This is a genomic window from Kribbella sp. NPDC051952 (genome assembly GCF_040680855.1).
In the GTDB taxonomy this organism is placed as follows: Bacteria; Actinomycetota; Actinomycetes; order Propionibacteriales; family Kribbellaceae; genus Kribbella.
The window spans coordinates 159,793-178,632 of record NZ_JBFAXQ010000004.1; the positions used below are offsets into that span (position 1 = coordinate 159,793).

At 67.9% G+C, this 18,840-nt stretch carries 18 protein-coding genes; 12 read left to right on the plus strand and 6 right to left on the minus strand.

Annotated features, from left to right (window positions below):
• The first annotated feature begins 49 nt into the window (after positions 1-49).
• The 4 genes from AB0L70_RS10065 to AB0L70_RS10080 are packed head-to-tail and all read left to right on the plus strand — an operon-like array spanning position 50 to position 4,777.
• Positions 50-226: a hypothetical protein gene (locus AB0L70_RS10065; protein ID WP_363682128.1), complete on the plus strand. Its 177-nt coding sequence runs from the start codon at positions 50-52 to the stop codon at positions 224-226.
• Positions 223-1,116 carry a hypothetical protein gene (locus AB0L70_RS10070; protein ID WP_363682130.1) on the plus strand — a complete coding sequence of 298 codons (894 nt, stop codon included), beginning with the start codon at positions 223-225 and terminating at the stop codon, positions 1,114-1,116. The genes AB0L70_RS10065 and AB0L70_RS10070 overlap by 4 nt, the downstream gene beginning before the upstream one ends.
• Positions 1,116-4,460: a hypothetical protein gene (locus tag AB0L70_RS10075; RefSeq protein ID WP_363682132.1), complete on the plus strand. Its 3,345-nt coding sequence runs from the start codon at positions 1,116-1,118 to the stop codon at positions 4,458-4,460. Before AB0L70_RS10070 ends, AB0L70_RS10075 begins: the two co-directional genes overlap by 1 nt.
• Positions 4,457-4,777, plus strand: coding sequence for a hypothetical protein (locus AB0L70_RS10080; RefSeq protein ID WP_363682134.1), 321 nt, complete (start codon positions 4,457-4,459; stop codon positions 4,775-4,777). The genes AB0L70_RS10075 and AB0L70_RS10080 overlap by 4 nt, the downstream gene beginning before the upstream one ends.
• Before the next feature lie 182 nt (positions 4,778-4,959).
• On the opposite strand, the gene AB0L70_RS10085 is transcribed toward AB0L70_RS10080, so the two are convergent.
• From AB0L70_RS10085 to AB0L70_RS10095, 3 genes are all read right to left on the minus strand, one after another.
• Positions 4,960-5,121, minus strand: a complete 162-nt coding sequence (locus AB0L70_RS10085; RefSeq protein WP_363682136.1) for a hypothetical protein — start codon at positions 5,119-5,121, stop codon at positions 4,960-4,962.
• Between the two features lie 105 nt (positions 5,122-5,226).
• Positions 5,227-5,556 (minus strand): hypothetical protein, encoded by a 330-nt coding sequence (locus AB0L70_RS10090; protein WP_363682138.1) that lies wholly within the window; start codon positions 5,554-5,556, stop codon positions 5,227-5,229.
• A 282-nt stretch (positions 5,557-5,838) separates the two neighbouring features.
• A complete protein-coding gene (locus AB0L70_RS10095; RefSeq protein ID WP_363682140.1) occupies positions 5,839-6,456 on the minus strand; it encodes a PRC-barrel domain-containing protein in 618 nt (205 codons plus the stop codon).
• Positions 6,457-6,755: 299 nt separating this feature from the next.
• On the opposite strand from AB0L70_RS10095, the gene AB0L70_RS10100 reads away from it, so the two are divergent.
• Both AB0L70_RS10100 and AB0L70_RS10105 read left to right on the plus strand, forming a co-directional pair.
• Entirely contained in the window at positions 6,756-7,538 is a 783-nt protein-coding gene (locus tag AB0L70_RS10100) for an electron transfer flavoprotein subunit beta/FixA family protein (protein WP_363682142.1), read from the plus strand.
• A gap of 14 nt (positions 7,539-7,552) precedes the next feature.
• Positions 7,553-8,500 carry an electron transfer flavoprotein subunit alpha/FixB family protein gene (locus tag AB0L70_RS10105; RefSeq protein ID WP_363682144.1) on the plus strand — a complete coding sequence of 316 codons (948 nt, stop codon included), beginning with the start codon at positions 7,553-7,555 and terminating at the stop codon, positions 8,498-8,500.
• Between the two features lie 67 nt (positions 8,501-8,567).
• Here the strand turns inward: AB0L70_RS10105 and AB0L70_RS10110 are convergent, their stop codons facing one another.
• Positions 8,568-10,196: a hypothetical protein gene (locus AB0L70_RS10110; protein ID WP_363682146.1), complete on the minus strand. Its 1,629-nt coding sequence runs from the start codon at positions 10,194-10,196 to the stop codon at positions 8,568-8,570.
• Between the two features lie 52 nt (positions 10,197-10,248).
• Here AB0L70_RS10110 and AB0L70_RS10115 point away from each other — a divergent pair, with 52 nt between their 5' ends.
• Both AB0L70_RS10115 and AB0L70_RS10120 read left to right on the plus strand, forming a co-directional pair.
• On the plus strand, positions 10,249-11,055 hold the full coding sequence (locus AB0L70_RS10115; RefSeq protein ID WP_363682148.1) for an NAD(P)-dependent oxidoreductase: 807 nt from the start codon (positions 10,249-10,251) through the stop codon (positions 11,053-11,055).
• Positions 11,052-11,711, plus strand: a complete 660-nt coding sequence (locus AB0L70_RS10120; protein ID WP_363682150.1) for a hypothetical protein — start codon at positions 11,052-11,054, stop codon at positions 11,709-11,711. Before AB0L70_RS10115 ends, AB0L70_RS10120 begins: the two co-directional genes overlap by 4 nt.
• Here AB0L70_RS10120 and AB0L70_RS10125 read toward each other — a convergent pair.
• Positions 11,688-12,164: a pyridoxamine 5'-phosphate oxidase family protein gene (locus AB0L70_RS10125; protein WP_363682152.1), complete on the minus strand. Its 477-nt coding sequence runs from the start codon at positions 12,162-12,164 to the stop codon at positions 11,688-11,690. The genes AB0L70_RS10120 and AB0L70_RS10125 overlap by 24 nt on opposite strands.
• On the minus strand, positions 12,164-12,757 hold the full coding sequence (locus AB0L70_RS10130; protein ID WP_363682154.1) for a dihydrofolate reductase family protein: 594 nt from the start codon (positions 12,755-12,757) through the stop codon (positions 12,164-12,166). The genes AB0L70_RS10125 and AB0L70_RS10130 overlap by 1 nt, the downstream gene beginning before the upstream one ends.
• Positions 12,758-12,864: 107 nt before the next feature.
• Between AB0L70_RS10130 and AB0L70_RS10135 the strand changes: the two genes are divergently transcribed.
• The 4 genes from AB0L70_RS10135 (at position 12,865) to AB0L70_RS10150 (ending at position 18,812) form a co-directional block, all read left to right on the plus strand.
• Positions 12,865-15,471, plus strand: coding sequence for a LuxR C-terminal-related transcriptional regulator (locus AB0L70_RS10135; RefSeq protein ID WP_363682156.1), 2,607 nt, complete (start codon positions 12,865-12,867; stop codon positions 15,469-15,471).
• Positions 15,472-15,541: 70 nt separating this feature from the next.
• Positions 15,542-16,744, plus strand: coding sequence for a cysteine desulfurase family protein (locus AB0L70_RS10140; protein ID WP_363682158.1), 1,203 nt, complete (start codon positions 15,542-15,544; stop codon positions 16,742-16,744).
• A complete protein-coding gene (gene mnmA, locus AB0L70_RS10145) occupies positions 16,744-17,835 on the plus strand; it encodes a tRNA 2-thiouridine(34) synthase MnmA (RefSeq protein WP_363682160.1) in 1,092 nt (363 codons plus the stop codon). The genes AB0L70_RS10140 and mnmA overlap by 1 nt, the downstream gene beginning before the upstream one ends.
• Positions 17,832-18,812, plus strand: a complete 981-nt coding sequence (locus AB0L70_RS10150) for a methionine synthase vitamin-B12 independent (protein ID WP_363682162.1) — start codon at positions 17,832-17,834, stop codon at positions 18,810-18,812. The genes mnmA and AB0L70_RS10150 overlap by 4 nt, the downstream gene beginning before the upstream one ends.
• Positions 18,813-18,840 lie beyond the last annotated feature (28 nt).

An 18,840-nucleotide genomic window follows, 5' to 3' on the forward strand; every position in this document is an offset into this window, starting at 1 on the left:
TGCGTCCGCACGCACTCAGAGTTTTCACTTCCACCTAGGAGCAACGGCAATGACCATGACCACAGAGAACCTGCAGCAGTGGATCGACGCGAGGCGCGAGACGGCTCCGGAGTTGCTGCGTCATCTGGCGCAGGAGCGTACGCGCAGAAGTCGCGGCGACGACGAGCCCACGAATCCGATCGCTGCGATGGCTGAGCGCAACGGTGGATCGAGGTTGTTCCGATGACGACAACCGCTTCTGTAGCTGCATGGCTCGGTTCCAACGACGAGCCCGACTCGACGTTCCATCCGCTGCGCGAGATCGAACCGGATGGCCCGGATGCGGTGCCGGCGCTTCGCCGCCTGCTGGCGGACCTCGATGCGCTGGGCGCGCCGTCGATGCTGACGGACGCGAAGCTTGCGCTGGAGAAGTCCAGCGAGATCAACCAGCAGGCGGCGAGCAGGCAGAACGCCGCGATCCAGCGGATCACCGAAGCTCGTCAGCGAGCAGCGCTGGCTGACGACACGATCGCTGCCCTTGAGGCCATGGCCGCCGAGCAGCGCGACGCGGAGCCCTGGCTACCGGTGCAGCCGGGACAGGACTCCCCGTTGATGTCGGAGGCGCGCAGGTTGTCGCGCGCTTCGGTGCAGCGTGCGGTGATGCTGGCCGGGGGCAAGGGAGATCTCATCTACCGCAAGTTGCAGGAGTTCGCGGCCGACGCGGTCGATCAGGTCGGCGCTGCACCGCTCCCGGAGAAGGTGTGGGTGACCCCGGAGCCCGCCGCCCTGGTGATGCGGTCGGAGCACGCCGAGTCGTGGACGACTCTGCTGATGCAAGGCGACCGGTTCATGCGGCTGCATGAGGCGGCGGACCTGACGCGCCGGCTCGGTGGACTGCTGTCGGAGTTGCCGGGTGCGGCGCCGCGGCTGGCGTTCCAGTACCGGGCGTGGCTGACGGCGCAGCAGCAGTTCGAGGAGCTCCGTACGGTAGCCCGGCCGCTTCGGCTGCGCTGGGCAATCGATCACGGCTGGCAGCCCGGTCTCTGGCGGCCGGACCAGATCAACGGCAACGGTGACCCCACCCCGACACCACTCACCATCGGTGCGCGACTGAAGCACGCAGTGGGCGGTGCGTGATGGTCGACTCCAGGCTCGCGTTCGACATCGTCGCTCGTGGTGGCAGTACTGCTGCTGCGGAACTGGAGAAGGTTGCCCGCGCCACCGATAAGACCGGTGACGCGATGAAGAAAAACTCCAAGATCAGCGACGAGCTCGCGAAGAGGTCCGACGCTCTCGCGAAGGCGCACAACGCCGAGACCAACGCCCTGGACAAGGTGCAGGTCGCGGAGCAGCGACTGGCCGAGGTCCGCAGCAACTCGAAGGCGAAGACCAGCCAGGTCCTCGCCGCCGAGAAGGCCCTGGCCAAGGCCCGGCGTGAGGCAGCGCTGGCCGGGAACGATGCACAGAAGGCCGCGAAGGATCTCTCCGCGGCCCTCGACGAAGAGGGCAAGAAGGCGGGTAAGGGTCTCGGTTCGGGGCTGAAGAAGTGGTTCACCGGCGACGGCAAGAGTGTGTTCGAGTCGATCGGCAAGGACGGCGGAACCGTCTTCGGGTCTGGCCTCGCCGGCGCCCTGAAAACGCCGGTTCTTGGTCCTGCCCTGATTGCCGGTGTGGGTGGCGCGGTTGCCGTTGCGGCGCCGATCGCCGGTTCGATCGCCGCGTCCGGTCTCGTGGCCGGATTCGGTGCCGGTATCGGCGCGCTCGGCATCGTCTTCGCAGCGAAGAGCGAGGCCGTGCAGGCTGAGTGGTCGCGGACCCTGCGCGGCATGGGTGCGGACATGAAGGTGCTGTCGGCACCGTTCGAGAAGACCCTGATCTCGATGGCCTCGTCGGCGCGACGTGCCTTCGCAACCTTCAAGCCCGAGCTCGCGGCCTCGTTCAAGACACTGGCTCCGGCTTTTACCCAGTTCGGTGACGACGCCACCAGGGCGCTCGAGCGGCTCGCACCTGCCCTGCGGCCATTGTCCGTCGCAACCTCTGCCGTCCTGAAATCCCTGGGTGGCGCACTGCCGGGCATCGTCGGCAACCTGTCCACCAAGCTGATCGAGCTCGCTGACAGTGTCTCGAAGAATCCCGACGGGCTGAAGGATCTGGCGTCCGGGCTTGGCTCGATCGCCGACAGCGGCGTGAAGGCAGTCACGGTCCTGAATGACGTGGACCGGTTGCTGGGGAAGATCCCTGGCGGCTTCAGCAACTTCGCGAAGATCCCCGGAATGCTGAACCCCATCAAGGGCGGCATCGACACCATCACAGGCGGAGTCGGTCAGCTCGACTCTCTGCTGCACGGCGGCACAACCCCGTCAGTGGCTGATCTCGGCAAGGCCGCTACCTTGACCGGTGGCGCGGCCGGCGACATGGCAGCGAAGGTCGCTGCGGTGCATGCCGCCGCGGGCAGGGCAGCGCCTGCCGTCACGGATGTGGCCAACGCGACCGCGATCGCCAACCGCAACGCGCGAGAGCTGGCAGCTACGTTCGACCGTCAGGCTGCCGCCACGCAGCGCGCCAGCGACGCACTCGCCGGCATCATGGGTTCACAGGTCAACTACGCGCAAGCGCTCGCAGACGCCAACGCGGCGATCAAGGAGAACGGCAAGACGCACGACCTGTTGACCCAGAAGGGGCGCGACAACCAGAGGCAGCTACTAGCGCTCAGGGATGCCGCCAACCAGGAAACGAAGGCCCTGCAGGCCAACGGCGACGGGAACGTGGCCGCGGCGAAGCACGGCGAGACGGCGAGGCAGTCGTTCGTCAAGCTTGCCCAGCAGATGGGGTACACCGGTCCGCAGGCCAGGGCCATGGCGAAGACGATGGTCGCCATCCCGAACGTGACCCGCACCGCGAAGCTGCAGGCGAACAAGGCCGACCTTGAGGCCAAGCTGGCGTCTGCCAAGAAGCAACTCGCGGACCCGAAGCTGACGGCTACCAAGAAGGCGAAGCTGCAGGCGGAGATCTCCAACCTGCAGGCCGGCATCCAGCGTGCGAAGGCTGCTCTCGCCTCAGTCCCTGCGTCGAAGACCACGACGATCACCACGGTCTACAAGACGGTTGGCTCCCGCAGCAGCGGCTCCGGTTCCGGTGGCGGCCACATCAACGAGACCCGCGCGTCCGGCGGTCCCGTGGTGAAGGGTCGCCCCTACTGGGTTGGAGAGAAAGGCCCGGAGCCGTTCATCCCTGACCAGAACGGCACGATCCTCCCGAACAGCGCAGTGAAGAAGAGCGGCTCTATCCCGGTCAGCGGGATGAGCATCGCGTCCGGTATGGCGGCCGGCATCCGGGGTGGAACCGGCGAGGCGATCTCCGCAGCATCCGACATGGCGAATGCGGTCATCGCGAAAACCAATCAGGTGCTCGGGATCTCGTCGCCGTCGAAGAAGTTCACGCAGATCGCGCTGTACATCGCGCAGGGCTTCAACCGGGGTATCCGCGGCTCCACCACGAGCATCCAGTCGGCGATGTCGTCGCTGATGTCGAAGGTCGTAGGCATCGGGTACTCCAGCGCGAAGCAGGGCCGGATCCTGCGGATGCTGCAGATGGAGAACAAGGCTCTCCAGGCGGCGACGATCGCCCGCGCCAAGGTCGCGACAGCATTGAAGGCCGCGCAGGCGAAATTGGCCGCGGCGATCCAGGTGCGCAACGAGTTCCGGCAGCAGATCACCGAAGCGGCGCTGTCGTTCAACGCGATCACCAGCATCCAACCCGGCGACGGAAAGACCCTGATCGGCCGGGACATCCTCGAGAGCATGCAGAACACCCTCGCCAAGACGAAGGCGTTCGCAACGAACCTCGCCAACCTAAAGAAACTTGGCCTCCGCAGCGACCTGTACAAGCAGATCGCCGAGGCCGGAGTGGAAGCGGGGGGTGCGACGGCGCAGGCGCTGCTGCAGGGCGGCAAGGGGACTATCGCGGCGGCGAACAACCTGCAGGCGCAGATCGCCAACGCCTCAGCGGGGCTGGGTAACACCGCCGCGAACAACATGTACAAGGCCGGTGTTGACGCGGCCCAGGGTCTCGTCAACGGCCTGCTCGCGAAGACGAAGGCACTGAACAACGCGGCGGCGAAGCTGGCGAACCAGATCGTCGCGCAGATCCGCAAGACGCTGGGGATCCACTCGCCGTCCCGTGTGCTGAAGTGGCACGGCTCGATGGCGGCGCTCGGGTTCAAGCAGGGCATCGAAGGCGAGTATGGCCTGATCGCGAAGGCCGCCTCAGGCATGGGTGACGCGGCCCGTCAGGTAGGCGCCGGCCGCACCGCGGGCAGCCGTGTGGCACCCAGCTACAGGGCACCCGCCGAGCAGCGCATCATCTGGGAGGTCCGCTCCAGCGGCCGACAGATGGACAATCTGATTGCAGAGATCATCCGGCGCTACGTCCACGTTTCAGCCGGCGGAGATGTACAGCAAGCGTTTGGCAGGCCACGATGATCGAAGACTTCCCAGTCCAGGTGTACGAGGATTCCGACGTACCCGAGCCGTGCGTGGCGTTCCTCGAGGTCCGATGCCCGCACCCCACGCTGTATGACGATCCGAAGCCGGTCACAACCCTGCACCTGAAGCCTGGGTTCTCGCTGGACGCGCTCATGGGCTGGATGCAAATGCGGCTCGAGACACTGCCAAGCGAAGCGGACTTGGAGTCTGCGGGGTTCACCATGTTCGTAGACGCCGATGAGGTGGTGGCCCGTACGTACGTCACGTGGCATGACGCCGTCGGTGCCGTCGCGGGACCTCTGCCCGGTTTTTGAGATCTGGCACCCACCATGACCGCACCCATCTCGTCTCTCTCCCTGACGTTTTCGTGTCACAGTGCCACGGTCACAACGTCACAGTGACGCTCACAGTGACCGTTTCAGCCGCACGCAACGTTGCAACGCAACGCAACAGCGCCCCCACCAGACACTTCCTGGTGGGGGCGCTGTTCTGTACATCAGGGCCGGCGGACGAACACGATCGTCAGGCGGCCGGTGGTCGCGTCGTACTGGACGTCCTGCGCTGATCCGATCAGAGCTTGGGCCATCTCCGCCGCGTCCTGATCCGGAGGCAGCTCGGCACAAATCCGGGCCATGGCTGTGACTGCGAGGTCTTCCACGTTGTCACCGTACCCACCAGCCGCCGGCGAAGCCGAGCACGAACGCGGCGCCCATCGTGAGCAGCCACTCGAGCAGGGGCATTGAGACCCGGACGCTCTCGGCGATCACGACTGCTCGCCGGTCATGCGCCTCAGTGCCTCGACGACCGCCTCAAGTGCATCCTGGATCTCGTCCATGGTCATCTTCTGGCCGTCGAGAGCGTCTTGCCGGCCACAGTCGTACGACCAGCGCTCACGCTCGCTCGCGGTCGCGAAGTCGAAGTCCAGCAGGCCGTCAGCCGGGATCGGTGCGACGAGCTGATCGGCTGCCGCCAGTCCGCTCAGCAGCGTGGTGCACAGCTGCCGTTCGCGTGGGGTCATGGAGATGCCCTCGTGTGCCTCGAGGGAGTTCACGAGGGCGGCGATGCTGTCCGGGTTGTTGGATGATGTGCTCACGGTCGGAACCTCTGTTTCCGGTCGAGGTCCCGGTCGGCGGTGGAGTCGTCGTGCCGGGACCGCTGATTTCGTCCGATAACCTGAGGTGCGTCGGTTCCGTGAGTCAGGCGTGACAAGCGAGATAGCACAGGGGGTTGGCGGTCGAGACCCAATAGTTCTCGTGCCAGATGCCGGGAGCGGTTCTCTCGCCGGTGAGCGGCAGCGTCTCGGTCACGCGAGTCAGCTTAGAGCGCGGCTGCGCCCAGGCCGAGGTGGCCTGGGCGCAGTTCGCTGATCTGCTGGTCAGTGCTTGCGGTGCTCGCCGGGCCTGCCGTTCCCGGGCTTGCGAGCGTCGTCGGCCAGGCCCTCGACCTCGACCTGCTCCTTACGCACGGTCTCGGAGACCTGCTCCTCGCCACGGACGGTCTCGGTGCCCGGCCGCAGCCGCTCCTCCGACCGCACCATGGAGTTGTCACCGGCCGGCATCATCTGGTTGTCACCGTCACGCATCAGCTGGTTGTCTCCGGTGCCGCCGGCACGCATCTTTCCGTCGGCTCCCGGCATCGGCTGGTCGCCGGCCATGTTCGGTCGACCCGGCGTGTTCCGCTGCGGAAGGGTGAGGCCGTAGTACCGATACAGCTCGGAGGCCTCGCGTTCGGACAGGTGACCGTTGCTGTCGATCCTCGGCGCGTCCTTGATCTTCGACTTCGACGGCGCGAGGTGGAGACCGTCGGTCTCGACCCGTGCGCCGGCCAGGGGCACGAACGTGTGCTTGCTGCCGAACAGGCCGGTGTTGACCGTCACCCACTCCGGGTTCCCGCTGGTGTCGGAGGTGTAGAGATGCCCGACCGACCCGACCTTGTTGCCGACGGCGTCGTACGCCGTCTCGCCCACGACTTGCTCGATTCCCTGCATGGTCATCGTTGTCAACTCCGTGTCGATGTTTGCGCTTGGCAACGAACTCTCGTCTGGTGCCCGACTACCGAAGTGCCAAACACTCGGTGATCATCCGCTGACTGTGAGTCGTTCGGATAACGTTCGGCTCTGCGGTGCGGATGTGTCCGACGACTCGGTGCCGGACCCCTGACCGGCGGAGGGGGACCGGATAGCCTGTGGGCGCGCCGGCGGTGTGATAGGACTCGCATAGAGCTGATGTTTCTCGCGAGTAACATCCGTGGCAGGCTTGGAGAGACCGTTAACCAGAAGGGGTCCCACACGCTATGAAGATCGTCGTCTGCGCGAAGTTCGTGCCGGATGCCACCGCGGACCGCCGCTTCCGCACCGAGGACAACACGGTGGATCGTGCCGGTGTCGACGGGCTGCTGTCCGAACTGGACGAGTACGCCGTCGAGACCGCGCTCACCGTGAAAGAGGCCGGTGACGCTGAGGTGACGGTGCTGACCGTAGGCCCGGAGCAGGCCGCGGATGCGGTGAAGAAGGGTCTCCAGATGGGCGCCGACGCCGGTGTCCACGTGATCGACGACGCGATCCACGGTTCGGACGCGGTCGCGACCTCGCTGATCCTGTCGAAGGCGCTGGCCAAGCTCGAGGCCGACCTGGTCGTGTTCGGGATGGGCTCGACCGACGGCGGCATGGGTGTCGTGCCGGCGATGGTGTCGGAGCGGCTCGGCCTGCCGGCCGTGACGCTGGGCTCGGAGGTGACCGTCGACGGGCAGACCGTCCGGATCCGCCGCGACGGCGACACCGCGAGCGAGACGATCGAGGGCACGCTGCCGCTGGTGCTGTCGGTCTCCGACCAGGCGAACGAGCCGCGGTACCCGTCGTTCAAGGGGATCATGGCCGCGAAGAAGAAGCCGGTCGAGACCTGGTCGCTGGCCGACCTCGAGCTCACCGCCGACCAGGTGGGTGGCGCATCGGCGTGGACCGAGGTGGTCGAGGTGACCGCCCGTCCCCCGCGTAGTGCCGGCACGATCGTGACCGACGAAGACGGCAGCGGCGCGGGCCAGCTCGTCGAGTTCCTGTCCACCAACAAGTTCCTCTGAGGGGCGATCAGTTCATGTCGAACGTTCTGGTTCTCGTTGACCACACCGCGGGCACTGTCCGCAAGACGACCGCCGAGCTCCTCACGATCGCGCGCCGGCTCGGCGAGCCGGTTGCGGTGTACATCGGTGACGGCGTACAGGACGCGCTGCCCGCGCTCGGTCAGTACGGCGCGACCAAGGTGATCGCGCTGACCAACCCGGACCTCACGCAGTTCCTGGTGGCCCCGAAGGCCGAGGCGCTGCAGCAGGTCGCGGCGAAGATCGAGCCGGTCGCGATCCTGATCTCGTCCAGCTCGGAGGGCAAGGAGATCGCTGCCCGGCTGGCCGTCAAGCTCGACTCGGGCTTGATCACTGACGCTGTCGACGTACAGGCGGGACCGGTCACGACGCAGTCCGTGTTTGCAGGCAACTTCACCGTGCAGGCGAAGGTCACGCACGGGACGCCGATCATCACGGTCAAGCCGAACGCGGCCACCCCGGAGGCGGCGGAGACCTCGCCGGAGGTGGAGGAGTTCGACGTGACGATCTCCGACGGCGCGAAGACCGCCCGCATCACCGAGACCAAGCCGCGGGAGGCGACCGGTCGTCCGGAGCTGACCGAGGCCGCGATCATCGTGTCCGGTGGCCGCGGTACCGGTGGCGACTTCGGCCCGATCGAAGCCTTCGCCGACTCCCTGGGCGCTGCTGTCGGTGCGTCCCGTGCGGCCGTCGACTCGGGTTGGTACCCGCACGCCTATCAGGTCGGCCAGACCGGCAAGACGGTCAGCCCGCAGCTGTACGTGGCCGCTGGTATCTCGGGCGCGATCCAGCACCGGGCCGGTATGCAGACCTCGAAGACGATCGTCGCGATCAACAAGGACGAGGAAGCACCGATCTTCGAGCTGGTCGACTTCGGCGTCGTCGGCGACCTCCACAAGGTCCTCCCGACCGCCACCGAAGAAGTCACCAAGCGCAAGAACTGACCTTCCTCACAGCGGTTCTGGCCCGGCTCGGTTCCCCTCCCGAGCCGGGCCTCGCGCTGTCCTGAGGTCAGCCGCGGAGGCGGCCCGTGGGGTCTACCCGGCCGCCCCGGGGGACGTCTCGGAGGTGCAACGGGCGGAGAGCTTCAACCGTGGGGGAGTCGCCTTCGAAGACCGTTCGGTGGCGGGACGACGAACGCTGGTTGGATCGCAGCAGGGTGGCTAGTTGCTCGGGCCCAAGCGCCTCGAGGTCACCTTCGCCGGCCTCGATCGTCTCCCGCACTGCCTCGACACAGCTGTCGCCGAGCTGGTCGCCGAGCTGCAGCCTCTCCGCCAAGGGGAGACCCGCCTCCTCGGCCCGCTCGGTCTCCGAAGCGATCTGTCGTAGCTGACCATCCAGGGCGTCCGCGACCGACTCGACCATGGCGTTCCGAACGATCGGCGGCACGTCGGCCCGAGTCGTGAATGGACTATGAGCCAAGGCCAGCTCCGCCGCCCGAGTCGATCGATCCGACGGCGTCTCGTTCGCCAGAGTGCGCAGTACGTCGGCACGATCGCCAAGGCGCTGCGCGAACGTCTGCGCCGCCGCAGTCGCGACCGGGTCGTCGTACCTCTCCTCGACGGTCCATAGCGCGTCACCGAGCTCGGTCGGCAGGTGGTCGATCAGCCGGTCGACGTCCTCCCGGGCAGCCGCCTCGCAGAACCCGCGATCGACCACATCCGCACCGTCGGCCTGGTACGACGTCTGCAACACCGCGCGCAGTCCCGTCCGCCCGGCAACCAGTTCGTCGTGATCCAGTACGCCGCCCTCGAACAGCCGGTCCACCCGCTCATCAATCAACTGCGAGCCCTGTCGCTCCCAGAACTCGGCGGCGGTATGCACGGGCTCGATCTCGTCGAACGCCTCGGCCGAACCGGCGACAGCGGCGTCCAGGGCCGCGAGGAGCTGCGCACCGGACTCGTCCCGGCCGGAACCGATCACCCGGAAGCCGTCGCGTAGTGCGGCGCTCACCCGTTCTGTCACCGGATCGTCAGCTGCCACGAAAGTAGGACTGGTTTCGAGCACCAGATCGGTCAGGAGCGCCAGCTTCCCCTCGGCGTCTTGGTGGTTCACCCGCAGGAGCAGCTCAGCCCGGGAGAGGCCGGCCCGTTCAGCGAGCCGAGAGGTGAGCGCGTCCGCGGCGCCGACGCCCCACGACAGCTGGTCGTACACCGGTGAGTTGCTCGAGGCGAACTCGGTCCGCAGATCGATCTCGCGCAGCCCGGCCGACGGCCAGTCCAGCCCGGTCGCGTCGTTGAAGTCGTCCACGAGTTCCAGTGCGCCCAGATCCGTGTACGCGTTGTCGATCGCCTGCAGGTCAGGATCGCGGCTGAAACGGTACTCCTGCCGATCGCCCGGCAGCATCCGGCGAAGATTCGCCTGCACGACAAAGAACGCGGCCGACTTCACGGCGGCGAGCGAGACGTCGTCGCCGGCGAGATACCGTCCCAGCGGCTTCGCGACCAGGTCGCCGTCGTACTCGATCCTGCCGTCGCGGGTGATCGCGGCCGGATCGGCGTCGGGGTGGTAGGTGAGCTCGGTGCCCGTGATGGCAGGCGAGTACGCCGAGTGGTCCGGTGCGGCGAGCTCCTGGACGATCGTGCCCTGCAGCAGGAACAGCGCGTCCAGGTCGCGAACGACGAAGCGGGGTCCGGGCATGTTCGCAGTGTGACAGCGGGCGGGATCACGGCCGGGTGGCTAGCATCGGCGGGTGCGCATCTGGGTGAGTGGGGCTCGCGGGAGGTTGGGAACCGAGGTCTGCCGGCAGCTGAGAGCCGACGGACACGAGGTGGTCGAGGCCGATCTGACCGGCCCACATCCGGTGGACCTGAGCGACCGGAACGCGGTCGCGGAGTCGCTCGCGGACGTGGACGCGATCGTGCACTGCGCCGGGATCGCGAGCCCGGAGAATATCGGCCCGCTCGAGCTGCTGCAGGCCAACGCGATCACCACGTTCAACGCGCTGGAAGAGGCGTGGACGCTGGGCATCCGCACCGCCGTACTCGCGTCCAGCGGCTCGATCTACGGCACGGCCTGGTCGCCCGAGGAGATCGGCACCCCGGACGTCCCCATCGACGAAGAGACCGAATTGCGGTACGTCGATCCGTACGCGCTGACCAAGGACCTGCTCGAGCGCATGGGGCAGCTGTACGGCCGCCGCGGCATGCAGGTCACCGCACTGCGCTTCCACTGGATCCTCGAACCCGACGAGGTCCGCCGGTACATCGCCGACGCGCCGCCCGAGGACAACCGCCGCAACCTCTGGGGGTACGTCGATCTCGCCGAAGCGGCTCGTGCCTGCGTCCTGTCCCTCAACCCCCGCTCCGACAACTACGCAGCCCTGGTGATCGCCGCCGAAGACACCGGCATGCACCAGCCGACCGCAGACCTCCTGGCCCGCTACTCACCCGACACCAGGATCCACGGGGTTCTCAACGGCACCGAGTCCCTCTTCAACTGCCAACGCGCCGCCGACCTCATCGGCTGGACCCACCACAGCCGTTGGCGCACCCAATGACCGGCTACCCGGACGGCCTCGACCCGGAGGAACTCGCCTTCCAACGCCTCTACGGGCCGTGGAAGGTCTCCACTCCCGCGGACGCCCAGGAGACCTTCGAAGGATTCGACGGTGACTGGTGGGTCAACGGCGGCTACGCGATCGAGGCGTTCACCGGCGTACGACGCGAGCACGAGGACGTCGACGTGTCATTCTGGCGCCGCGACATCGAGAAACTCCGGCTGTATCTCAAAGACCGCTACGACCTGTGGTCCAATGCAGGCGGCCGCCTCCAGCCCCTCACCGACGAGCGACCCGAGCAGCCGGAGGACGCCGACCAGATCTGGATCCGCAGGCACGCGCTGGCGCCATGGGAGTTCGACCTGCAGCCGAATCCGGATCGCAACGACCGCTGGGTCTTCCGGCGTGACCCGACCCTCGACTTCGCCCTCGACGAGATCACCTGGATCGGTGCCGACGGCATCCGTTATCTCAACCCCGAGATGGCACTCGCCTACAAAGCTCGCCTCGATCGGCCGAAGGACAAGCAGGACCTCGCAGCCGCACTGCCCCTGCTCAGCGCGACCCGACGCACCTGGTTGGCCGACATGATCGAGCGCCTGCACCCAGGCCACCCGTGGCTGGCATCGATCTCATCGCCAGACCGGATGACGTGAGTCGATGCCCTTGCCGTAGTCCGGGTCGCTGCCGCGGACCAGGATCCAGTGCTCGGTGGCACGGGCCCGGTAGAGCAAGAGGTCGTCCGGGTCGCGGAAGGCGTCGGCGCCGTACGAGCGCAGTTCGGGGTAGCGGGACGAGAAGAGCGCCGCGCTGGCCTCCAACTCGTGGTCCGGGACCAGCTCGGCCTGGGCACGGAAGTACACGGCGGATGCGCCACCGATGCGGACGCTGGAGTCGAAGATCGCGATGCTGACGGTCGGCGTCGTCGCGATGTTTTTCGAGTGCCAGGCTGCCGGTGATGAGCACCAGTAGAAGGTGTCGTGGCCGTCCGGGGTGAAGTAGACCGGCGTGACCCACGGGAGGCCGTCGGCGTCGACCGTCCCGAGCGTCAGGTACTTGTTGGCTTCGATGACCGCGGCTGCGCGCTGGTCGAGGATCTCGGCGGACATCAGGACTCCTTGCGGGTTACGTCGTACGTGAGGTGGGTGGCGTTCGGCGTATGCACAGCTTCGCGCTGAACGAGCCGGATCGGCGCGATCGTCGTACGTTCGAACAGCGGCGTGCCGTCGCCGAGGACGATCGGGGCGACATGGATGCGGACCTCGTCGACCAGTCCGGCGTACAGGTACTGCCGGCAGAGGTGACCTCCGCCCATGATCATGATGTCGCGCTCACCGGCGCCGTCCTGCGCGCGCTTGAGCGCGTCGTGGATGCCCTCGGTGACGAACTCGAACCACCCTTCGAGCCGGACCCGGCTCGGTCGATGTGAGGTGACGACGAAGATAGGCGGCCGCGCATCATCGTCGGTGTCGGGCCAGCCGATCGGCCCGTCGATGACGTCGAACGTACGGCGTCCCATCACGACGGCGCCGATGCCGTCGTACGTGCGCCTGAGCGCCTCCTGGTCGTCCTCGGTCTGCTCACCGGCGATCCAGTCGTGCAGCGGCTCACCACCGACGCCGAGGCCGTGGGCGAGGTCGGCGCCGGGTCCGGTGACGAAGCCGTCGAGCGACATCGTGATGTCCAGCAGTACGTGTCCCATGGTCTGCTCCAATCAGTGGGGTTCGTGCACACCACACTGCGAGCCGGCGGTACGGAAAGTCCTCCGTGCCGACCACTGACGGACCACGGAAACGGCATGATGGCCCAATGGCGGGTCCGAGGGAGGTGTCTGCGCGGGAGGCCGAGGTCCTGTCCGCGCTCGCGGGGGACCGGTCGAACGCACAGATCGCGCGGCAACTGCACATCAGCGTCCGCACGGTCGAGAGCCACGTCTCCGCACTCCTGCGCAAGTACGGCGTCTCCGACCGCCGTGAACTCGTGGCCGTCGCCGACCTCAACGACCAGGCACCCGGGTTCATCCTGCTGACCAAGCCCGGGACGAGCTTCGTCGGTCGGGAGCAAGAGAAGGCCGAACTGCTCGCGGCGCTGGGCAGCAACCGGCTGGTCAGCCTGCTCGGACCGGGCGGGGTCGGCAAGACCAGGCTCGCGCTGCAGGTCGCCGCCGAGATCGGCGGCAACTACCCGTACGGCGGTGCCTTCGTCGATCTGGTCCCGGTCCGGCCCGGGTTCGTCGTGGCCGCGGTCGCCGAGGCCCTCGGGGTCCGGGAGCAGCCTCCGCAAACTCCCACGGACACACTGCTCGATCGACTGCGTCGAGGCCGCACCTTGCTCGTGCTGGACAACTGCGAGCACGTGGTTGACGAGGTGGGCGACCTGCTTGCCCGAGTACTCACCCAGGCGCCGGATACCGCCGTGCTGGTCACCAGTCGAGAGCGGATCGGGGTGGCCGGCGAACGTCCGGTGCACCTGGGTCCACTGGCGCTCGGATCCGAAGCGGAGCAGCTGTTTCGCGATCGGGTCGAGTTGGTCGCACCAGAGCTAGCAGCCGACGCACAGGTCGCGGGCGAGCTGTGCGCCGGGCTGGACGGCGTACCGCTGGCTATTGAGTTGGCTGCCGCTCGGGCCGGTTCGCTTGGGCCGGACGGGTTGCTGGCGGCGCTTGACGACCTGCTGCGGTTGCTGGCGGGCGGACGCGGGCCCAATGAGCGGCATCGCTCGCTGGCACAGGTGATCGGCTGGAGCTACGAGCTCTTGGACGATGCCGAGCGCAAGCTGTTCCGACGGCTCGGTGTGTTCGTCGGTGGCTTCGATCTGACCGCTGCGGCCGCCTTGACGCCCACAACGACAAAGGCCGAGCTGAGTGATCTCCTGGGGCGGCTGACCGACAAGAGCCTGCTGCACCGCACCCAGCATGTCAGTGCGAGCAGGTGGCGAATGCTGGAGACCGTCCGTGCCTACGCACTGGACGAGCTGGACCGATCCGGTGAGTACGACGAAGTCGCTGTACTGCACCTGGCATGGGCCGAGAGCACGGCCGCCCGGCTGGAGGCCAGCCTGGAAGCCGGTGAGGACTGGTCCGAGTTCGACCAGGTGACGGCGGACCTGAGGGAGGCGGTCAGTCGGCCGAATCCCGGCGTACGCAAGCTGGCCCGCACGCTCGCGCACCTGACCTTCGCGCGGAAGCGCTTCATCGAGGCGCACGACCACTACCTCACCGCTGCAGATCATGCTGCCGACGCCACCGAGCTGTACGACGATCTGCGGGACGCGGCCGATGCGACGCTGACAGTGGCCGACGGCACCGAGTCGTACCACCTGATGCTGCGAGCCGCGGCCGAGAACGACCCGCAGGTGCGGCAGGAGGCGCTGGCCAACGCGGTCACCATCATCAACCGGTACGAGGTCGAGATCCCGATGCCGCCGGATCGCGGCGCCAGCCTGCTGGTTCCCGGCGGCGACACGGTGGCGGATCGCATCGCCCGAGCCTGGGTCGGCCGCTTCGACCTCGAACTGGCCGAGGACGCGGTCGAGGCGGCTCGAGAGGCCAAGGACCCGCTGGCCATCATGAACGCGCTCGACGCGTACGGCACCGCGCTTGGAGGTGCCGGCCGGCTGCACGCGGCCCGCGAGGCGGCCAAGGAGCGGCTCGCCCTGGCGGCGACCCTGCCTGAGCACGACCCGCGAGCGGTCGCGGAGATCGTGGACGCGTACCACGTAGCTTCGACCACGGCCGTCGCGGTCGGCGAGCTGACGGAAGCGGTTCGGCTGGCCCGGTTGAACGACGATCCGGTGAACGAGCACCCGTACATCACGGCTCCGCGCAAGATCCGGGCCTTCGCGCTGAGCGGATTGTTCGACGAGGCGATCCGGGAGGCGGACCTGATGTGGACCGGCTGGCGGGCGGCCGGGTGCCCTTCGCACGCCTGGATGTCATCGGCCGCATCCGCCGCTGCCATGGCCCACGGACTCCTGGGAACAGGTCAGGCAGCGGTCTGGCAGGCCCGGGCGCTGGAGTTCGCCAGGGTCGACGACCCGTCGCAGGCCCGGATGCTAATGACCACTGCCGCCTTCGTCGAGGCCAGGCTTGCCCTCCACCAGCTCGACCTCGGGGAGCAACCGGCTGACGTGCCGGACGTCGTCGAGCGGGCGTTCGCGGAATTCCCCGAGCCCTGGTGGGTGCCGTACGCCCGCGGCGCCGGGGCCGAACTGGCGGTCGCGGCCGGCCTCCCGGACGCCGAGCAGTACGTCGAACGCGCGGTGAGCGAGAACGCCTGGTCCGACGCGGTGCTCCTGCGGGCGCGGGGCCGGCTGACCGGGGACCAGGACCTGTTCCGGGCGGCGGCGGAGCGGTTCGAGCAGATCGGGGCCGCGTTCGAGCACACCCGCACGCTCAGCCTGCTGTCCGAGCCCTGAGCCTCGATGCGCGGGAAGCTGAGCCTCGATGCGCGGGAACAAGGGCGGCGGACATACCCTTGAAACCGATATGACTTCTTCCGAGCGCCGCACGGTCTACCTGGACCACGCGGCGACGACTCCGATGCTCCCGGCCGCGATCGAGGCGATGACCTATCACCTCGCGCGAACCGGCAACGCGTCGTCCCTGCACGGTTCCGGCCGGGCCGCCCGGCGGACGGTGGAGGAATCGCGCGAGTCGATCGCCGCAGCGCTCGGAGCGCAGCCCAGCGAAGTGGTCTTCACCTCCGGCGGCACGGAGGCGGACAACCTCGCGCTGAAGGGCCTCTGGTGGTCCCGGCTGGCCGAGGAGCCGCGCCGGCGCCGGATCCTGCTGAGCGGGATCGAGCATCACGCCGTCCTCGACCCGGCGATCTGGCTGGGTCAGCACGAGGGGGCCGAGATCGAGTGGCTGCCCGTCGACGAGCTCGGCCGGGTGCGGCCGGACGACGTCCGCCGGGCGATCGAGACCGATCCCGAGTCCGTGTCCTTCGTCACGTTGATGATGGCGAACAACGAGGTCGGCACGATCCAGCCGGTCCGTGAGATCGCGGCGATCGCCCAGGAGTACGGCGTACCCGTGCACACCGACGCGGTCCAGGCGATCGGGCAGGTGCCGGTGGACTTCGCGGAGCTCGGGGTGGACGCGATGACCGTGTCCGCGCACAAGCTCGGCGGCCCGTACGGGATCGGGGCGCTGGTCGTCCACAAGGAGACCAAGCTGACGCCGATCCTGCACGGTGGCGGGCAGGAGCGCGACGTCCGCTCCGGCACGCTGGATGCGCCGGCGACCGCCGGGTTCGCGGTGGCGATGGAGCACGCGATCAAGCACCAGGCCGACGAGGCGCGGCGGCTGACCGAGCTGCGAGACACGCTGATCGAGGGCATCACCAGCACGGTCGAGGGCGCGAAGCTGTCCGGCGACCCGAGCGACCGCTTGCCCAACAACGCACACTTGTCCTTCAGCGACTGCGAGGGTGACTCGCTGTTGCTGCTGCTCGACGCACGTGGGATCGAGGTCTCGACCGGATCCGCGTGCAACGCCGGGGTCGCCGAGCCGAGCCATGTGCTGCTGGCCATGGGGTACGACGACCAGCGGGCGCGCGGGTCACTCCGGTTCACCCTCGGCCACACCAGCACCCGGGCAGATATCGACGCCGTACTGGAGAACATCGGACCGGTGGTGGAGCGGGCCAAGTCCGCCGGTCTGCAGAACGTGGGAAGGAACAACTGATGCGGGTACTCGCAGCCATGTCCGGCGGGGTCGACTCCGCCGTCGCGGCGGCGCGGATGGCCGAAGCCGGGCACGACGTGGTCGGAGTGCACCTGGCCCTGAGCCGGAACCCGCAGTCGTACCGCAGCGGCGCGCGCGGCTGCTGCACGATCGAGGACTCCCGCGACGCCCGCCGGGCCGCGGACGTGATCGGCATCCCGTTCTACGTCTGGGACCTGGCCGAGCGCTTCCACGCAGATGTGGTTGAGGACTTCGTCAGCGAGTACGCCGCCGGCCGGACGCCGAACCCGTGTCTGCGCTGCAACGAGAAGGTGAAGTTCAGCGCCGTACTCGAGCGGGCGCTGGCACTCGACTTCGACGCGGTCGCGACCGGGCACTACGCGCGGATCGTGGAGACGGACGCCGGCCGGGAGCTGCACCGGGCCGTGGATCCGGCCAAGGACCAGTCGTACGTGCTCGGAGTGCTCACGCAGCAGCAGCTGAAGCACGCGTTCTTCCCGCTCGGTGACACGGTCAAGACCGAGGTCCGGGAAGAGGCCGAGCGGCGCGGGCTGTCGGTGGCGGCCAAGCCGGACAGCCACGACATCTGCTTCATTGCCGACGGCAACACCGCAGGCTTCCTCGGGAAGCAGCTGGGGGAGGCGCCCGGCGACATCGTCGATGCGCAGGGCAACAAGCTCGGCGAGCACAAGGGCACCCACGGCTTCACCGTCGGTCAGCGCAAGGGCCTGAAGATCGGTACGCCGGCCGCGGACGGCAAGCCGCGGTTCGTACTGGACATCAGCCCGGTGGACCGGACGGTGACGGTGGGATCGCGCGAGGAGTTGGCAGTCGCGCGGCTGACCGCGTCCAAGCCGCGGTGGTGCGGGCCGGTGCCGACCAGTGAGATGCAAGTGAAGGCTCAGCTCCGCGCGCACGGCGAGGAGGTCGCCGTCACCGCGCGGCTCGACAGGGAACTCGTCCACGTCGACTTCGACGAGCCGACCGCAGCGGTCGCGCCCGGTCAAGCAGTCGTGCTGTACGACGGGACGCGAGTGATCGGGTCGGCAACCATCGACACGGTCGCACGCGTAGCCACGCAAAACGCATGACCACCACCGGCCTGGGTTCACTCCCGGGTGACGACATCCGCGAGTGGACGAAGGTCCTGCTCGAAGCGGTTGACATTCCTTTCCTGGCCGAACTGCCGGTGCGTCCGTACGGCGACATGCTCAGCCGGGCCGTCGCCGTACTGAGTGAGCTGGCTGCTGATCTGCAACCGGCTGGGTGGCGGCTGACCGGGGGGAGTGACCCGCGGGCGAGCCTGGATCAGCGGCGGGCTCGGTCTTTGCTCGCTGAGGACATGGACGTGCTCGAGGAGTTCGCCGACGGGTACAGCGGTCCTTTCAAGCTGCAGTTGACGGGTCCGTGGACGCTGGCTTCGACGGTGGAGTTGCCGCGCGGTGACAAGGTGCTGGCCGACCACGGTGCGCGGCGGGATCTGGCCGAGGGGCTGGCGTTGGGGCTGGCTGACCACGTGGCCGAGGTACGACGCCGGGTGCCCGGGGCGGAGCTCGTCGTACAGATCGATGAGCCGGCGCTGCCCGCCGTACTGGCCGGGGCCATCCCGACTGCGTCCGGCTGGAGTAAGCACCGCTCGGTGGACGGGCCTGGTGCAGTCGAGCTGTTGAGCCTCGTCACCACGCAGGCACCGACAGTGATTCACTGCTGCGCCGCCCGGCCGCCGATCGAGGTCTTCACCAAGTCGGGTGCGGCGGGGGTGGCTGTGGATATTTCACTGCTCAATCACGCCGCCTGGGACCAGATCGCAGTGGCCGCCGAGGCCGGATCCACGCTGTACGCGGGACTGATCGCCACCACCGGCAATCTGCCGAATCCGGAGCAGGCAGCCGATCCACTCGTCCGCCGCTGGCGAGAGCTCGGTCTCGACCCCGAGATCCTCAAGCAGGTCGTGATCACGCCCGCGTGCGGTCTCGCGTCCGCACCGTCACCCTCTGATGCGCGATCGCGCTTGGACCTGTTGCGCCGTACCGCGGATGTTGTCGCCGAAGCTGCGGAGAACACTTAAAACGTCGGTGGGTCGCTGTAAGTTCTGC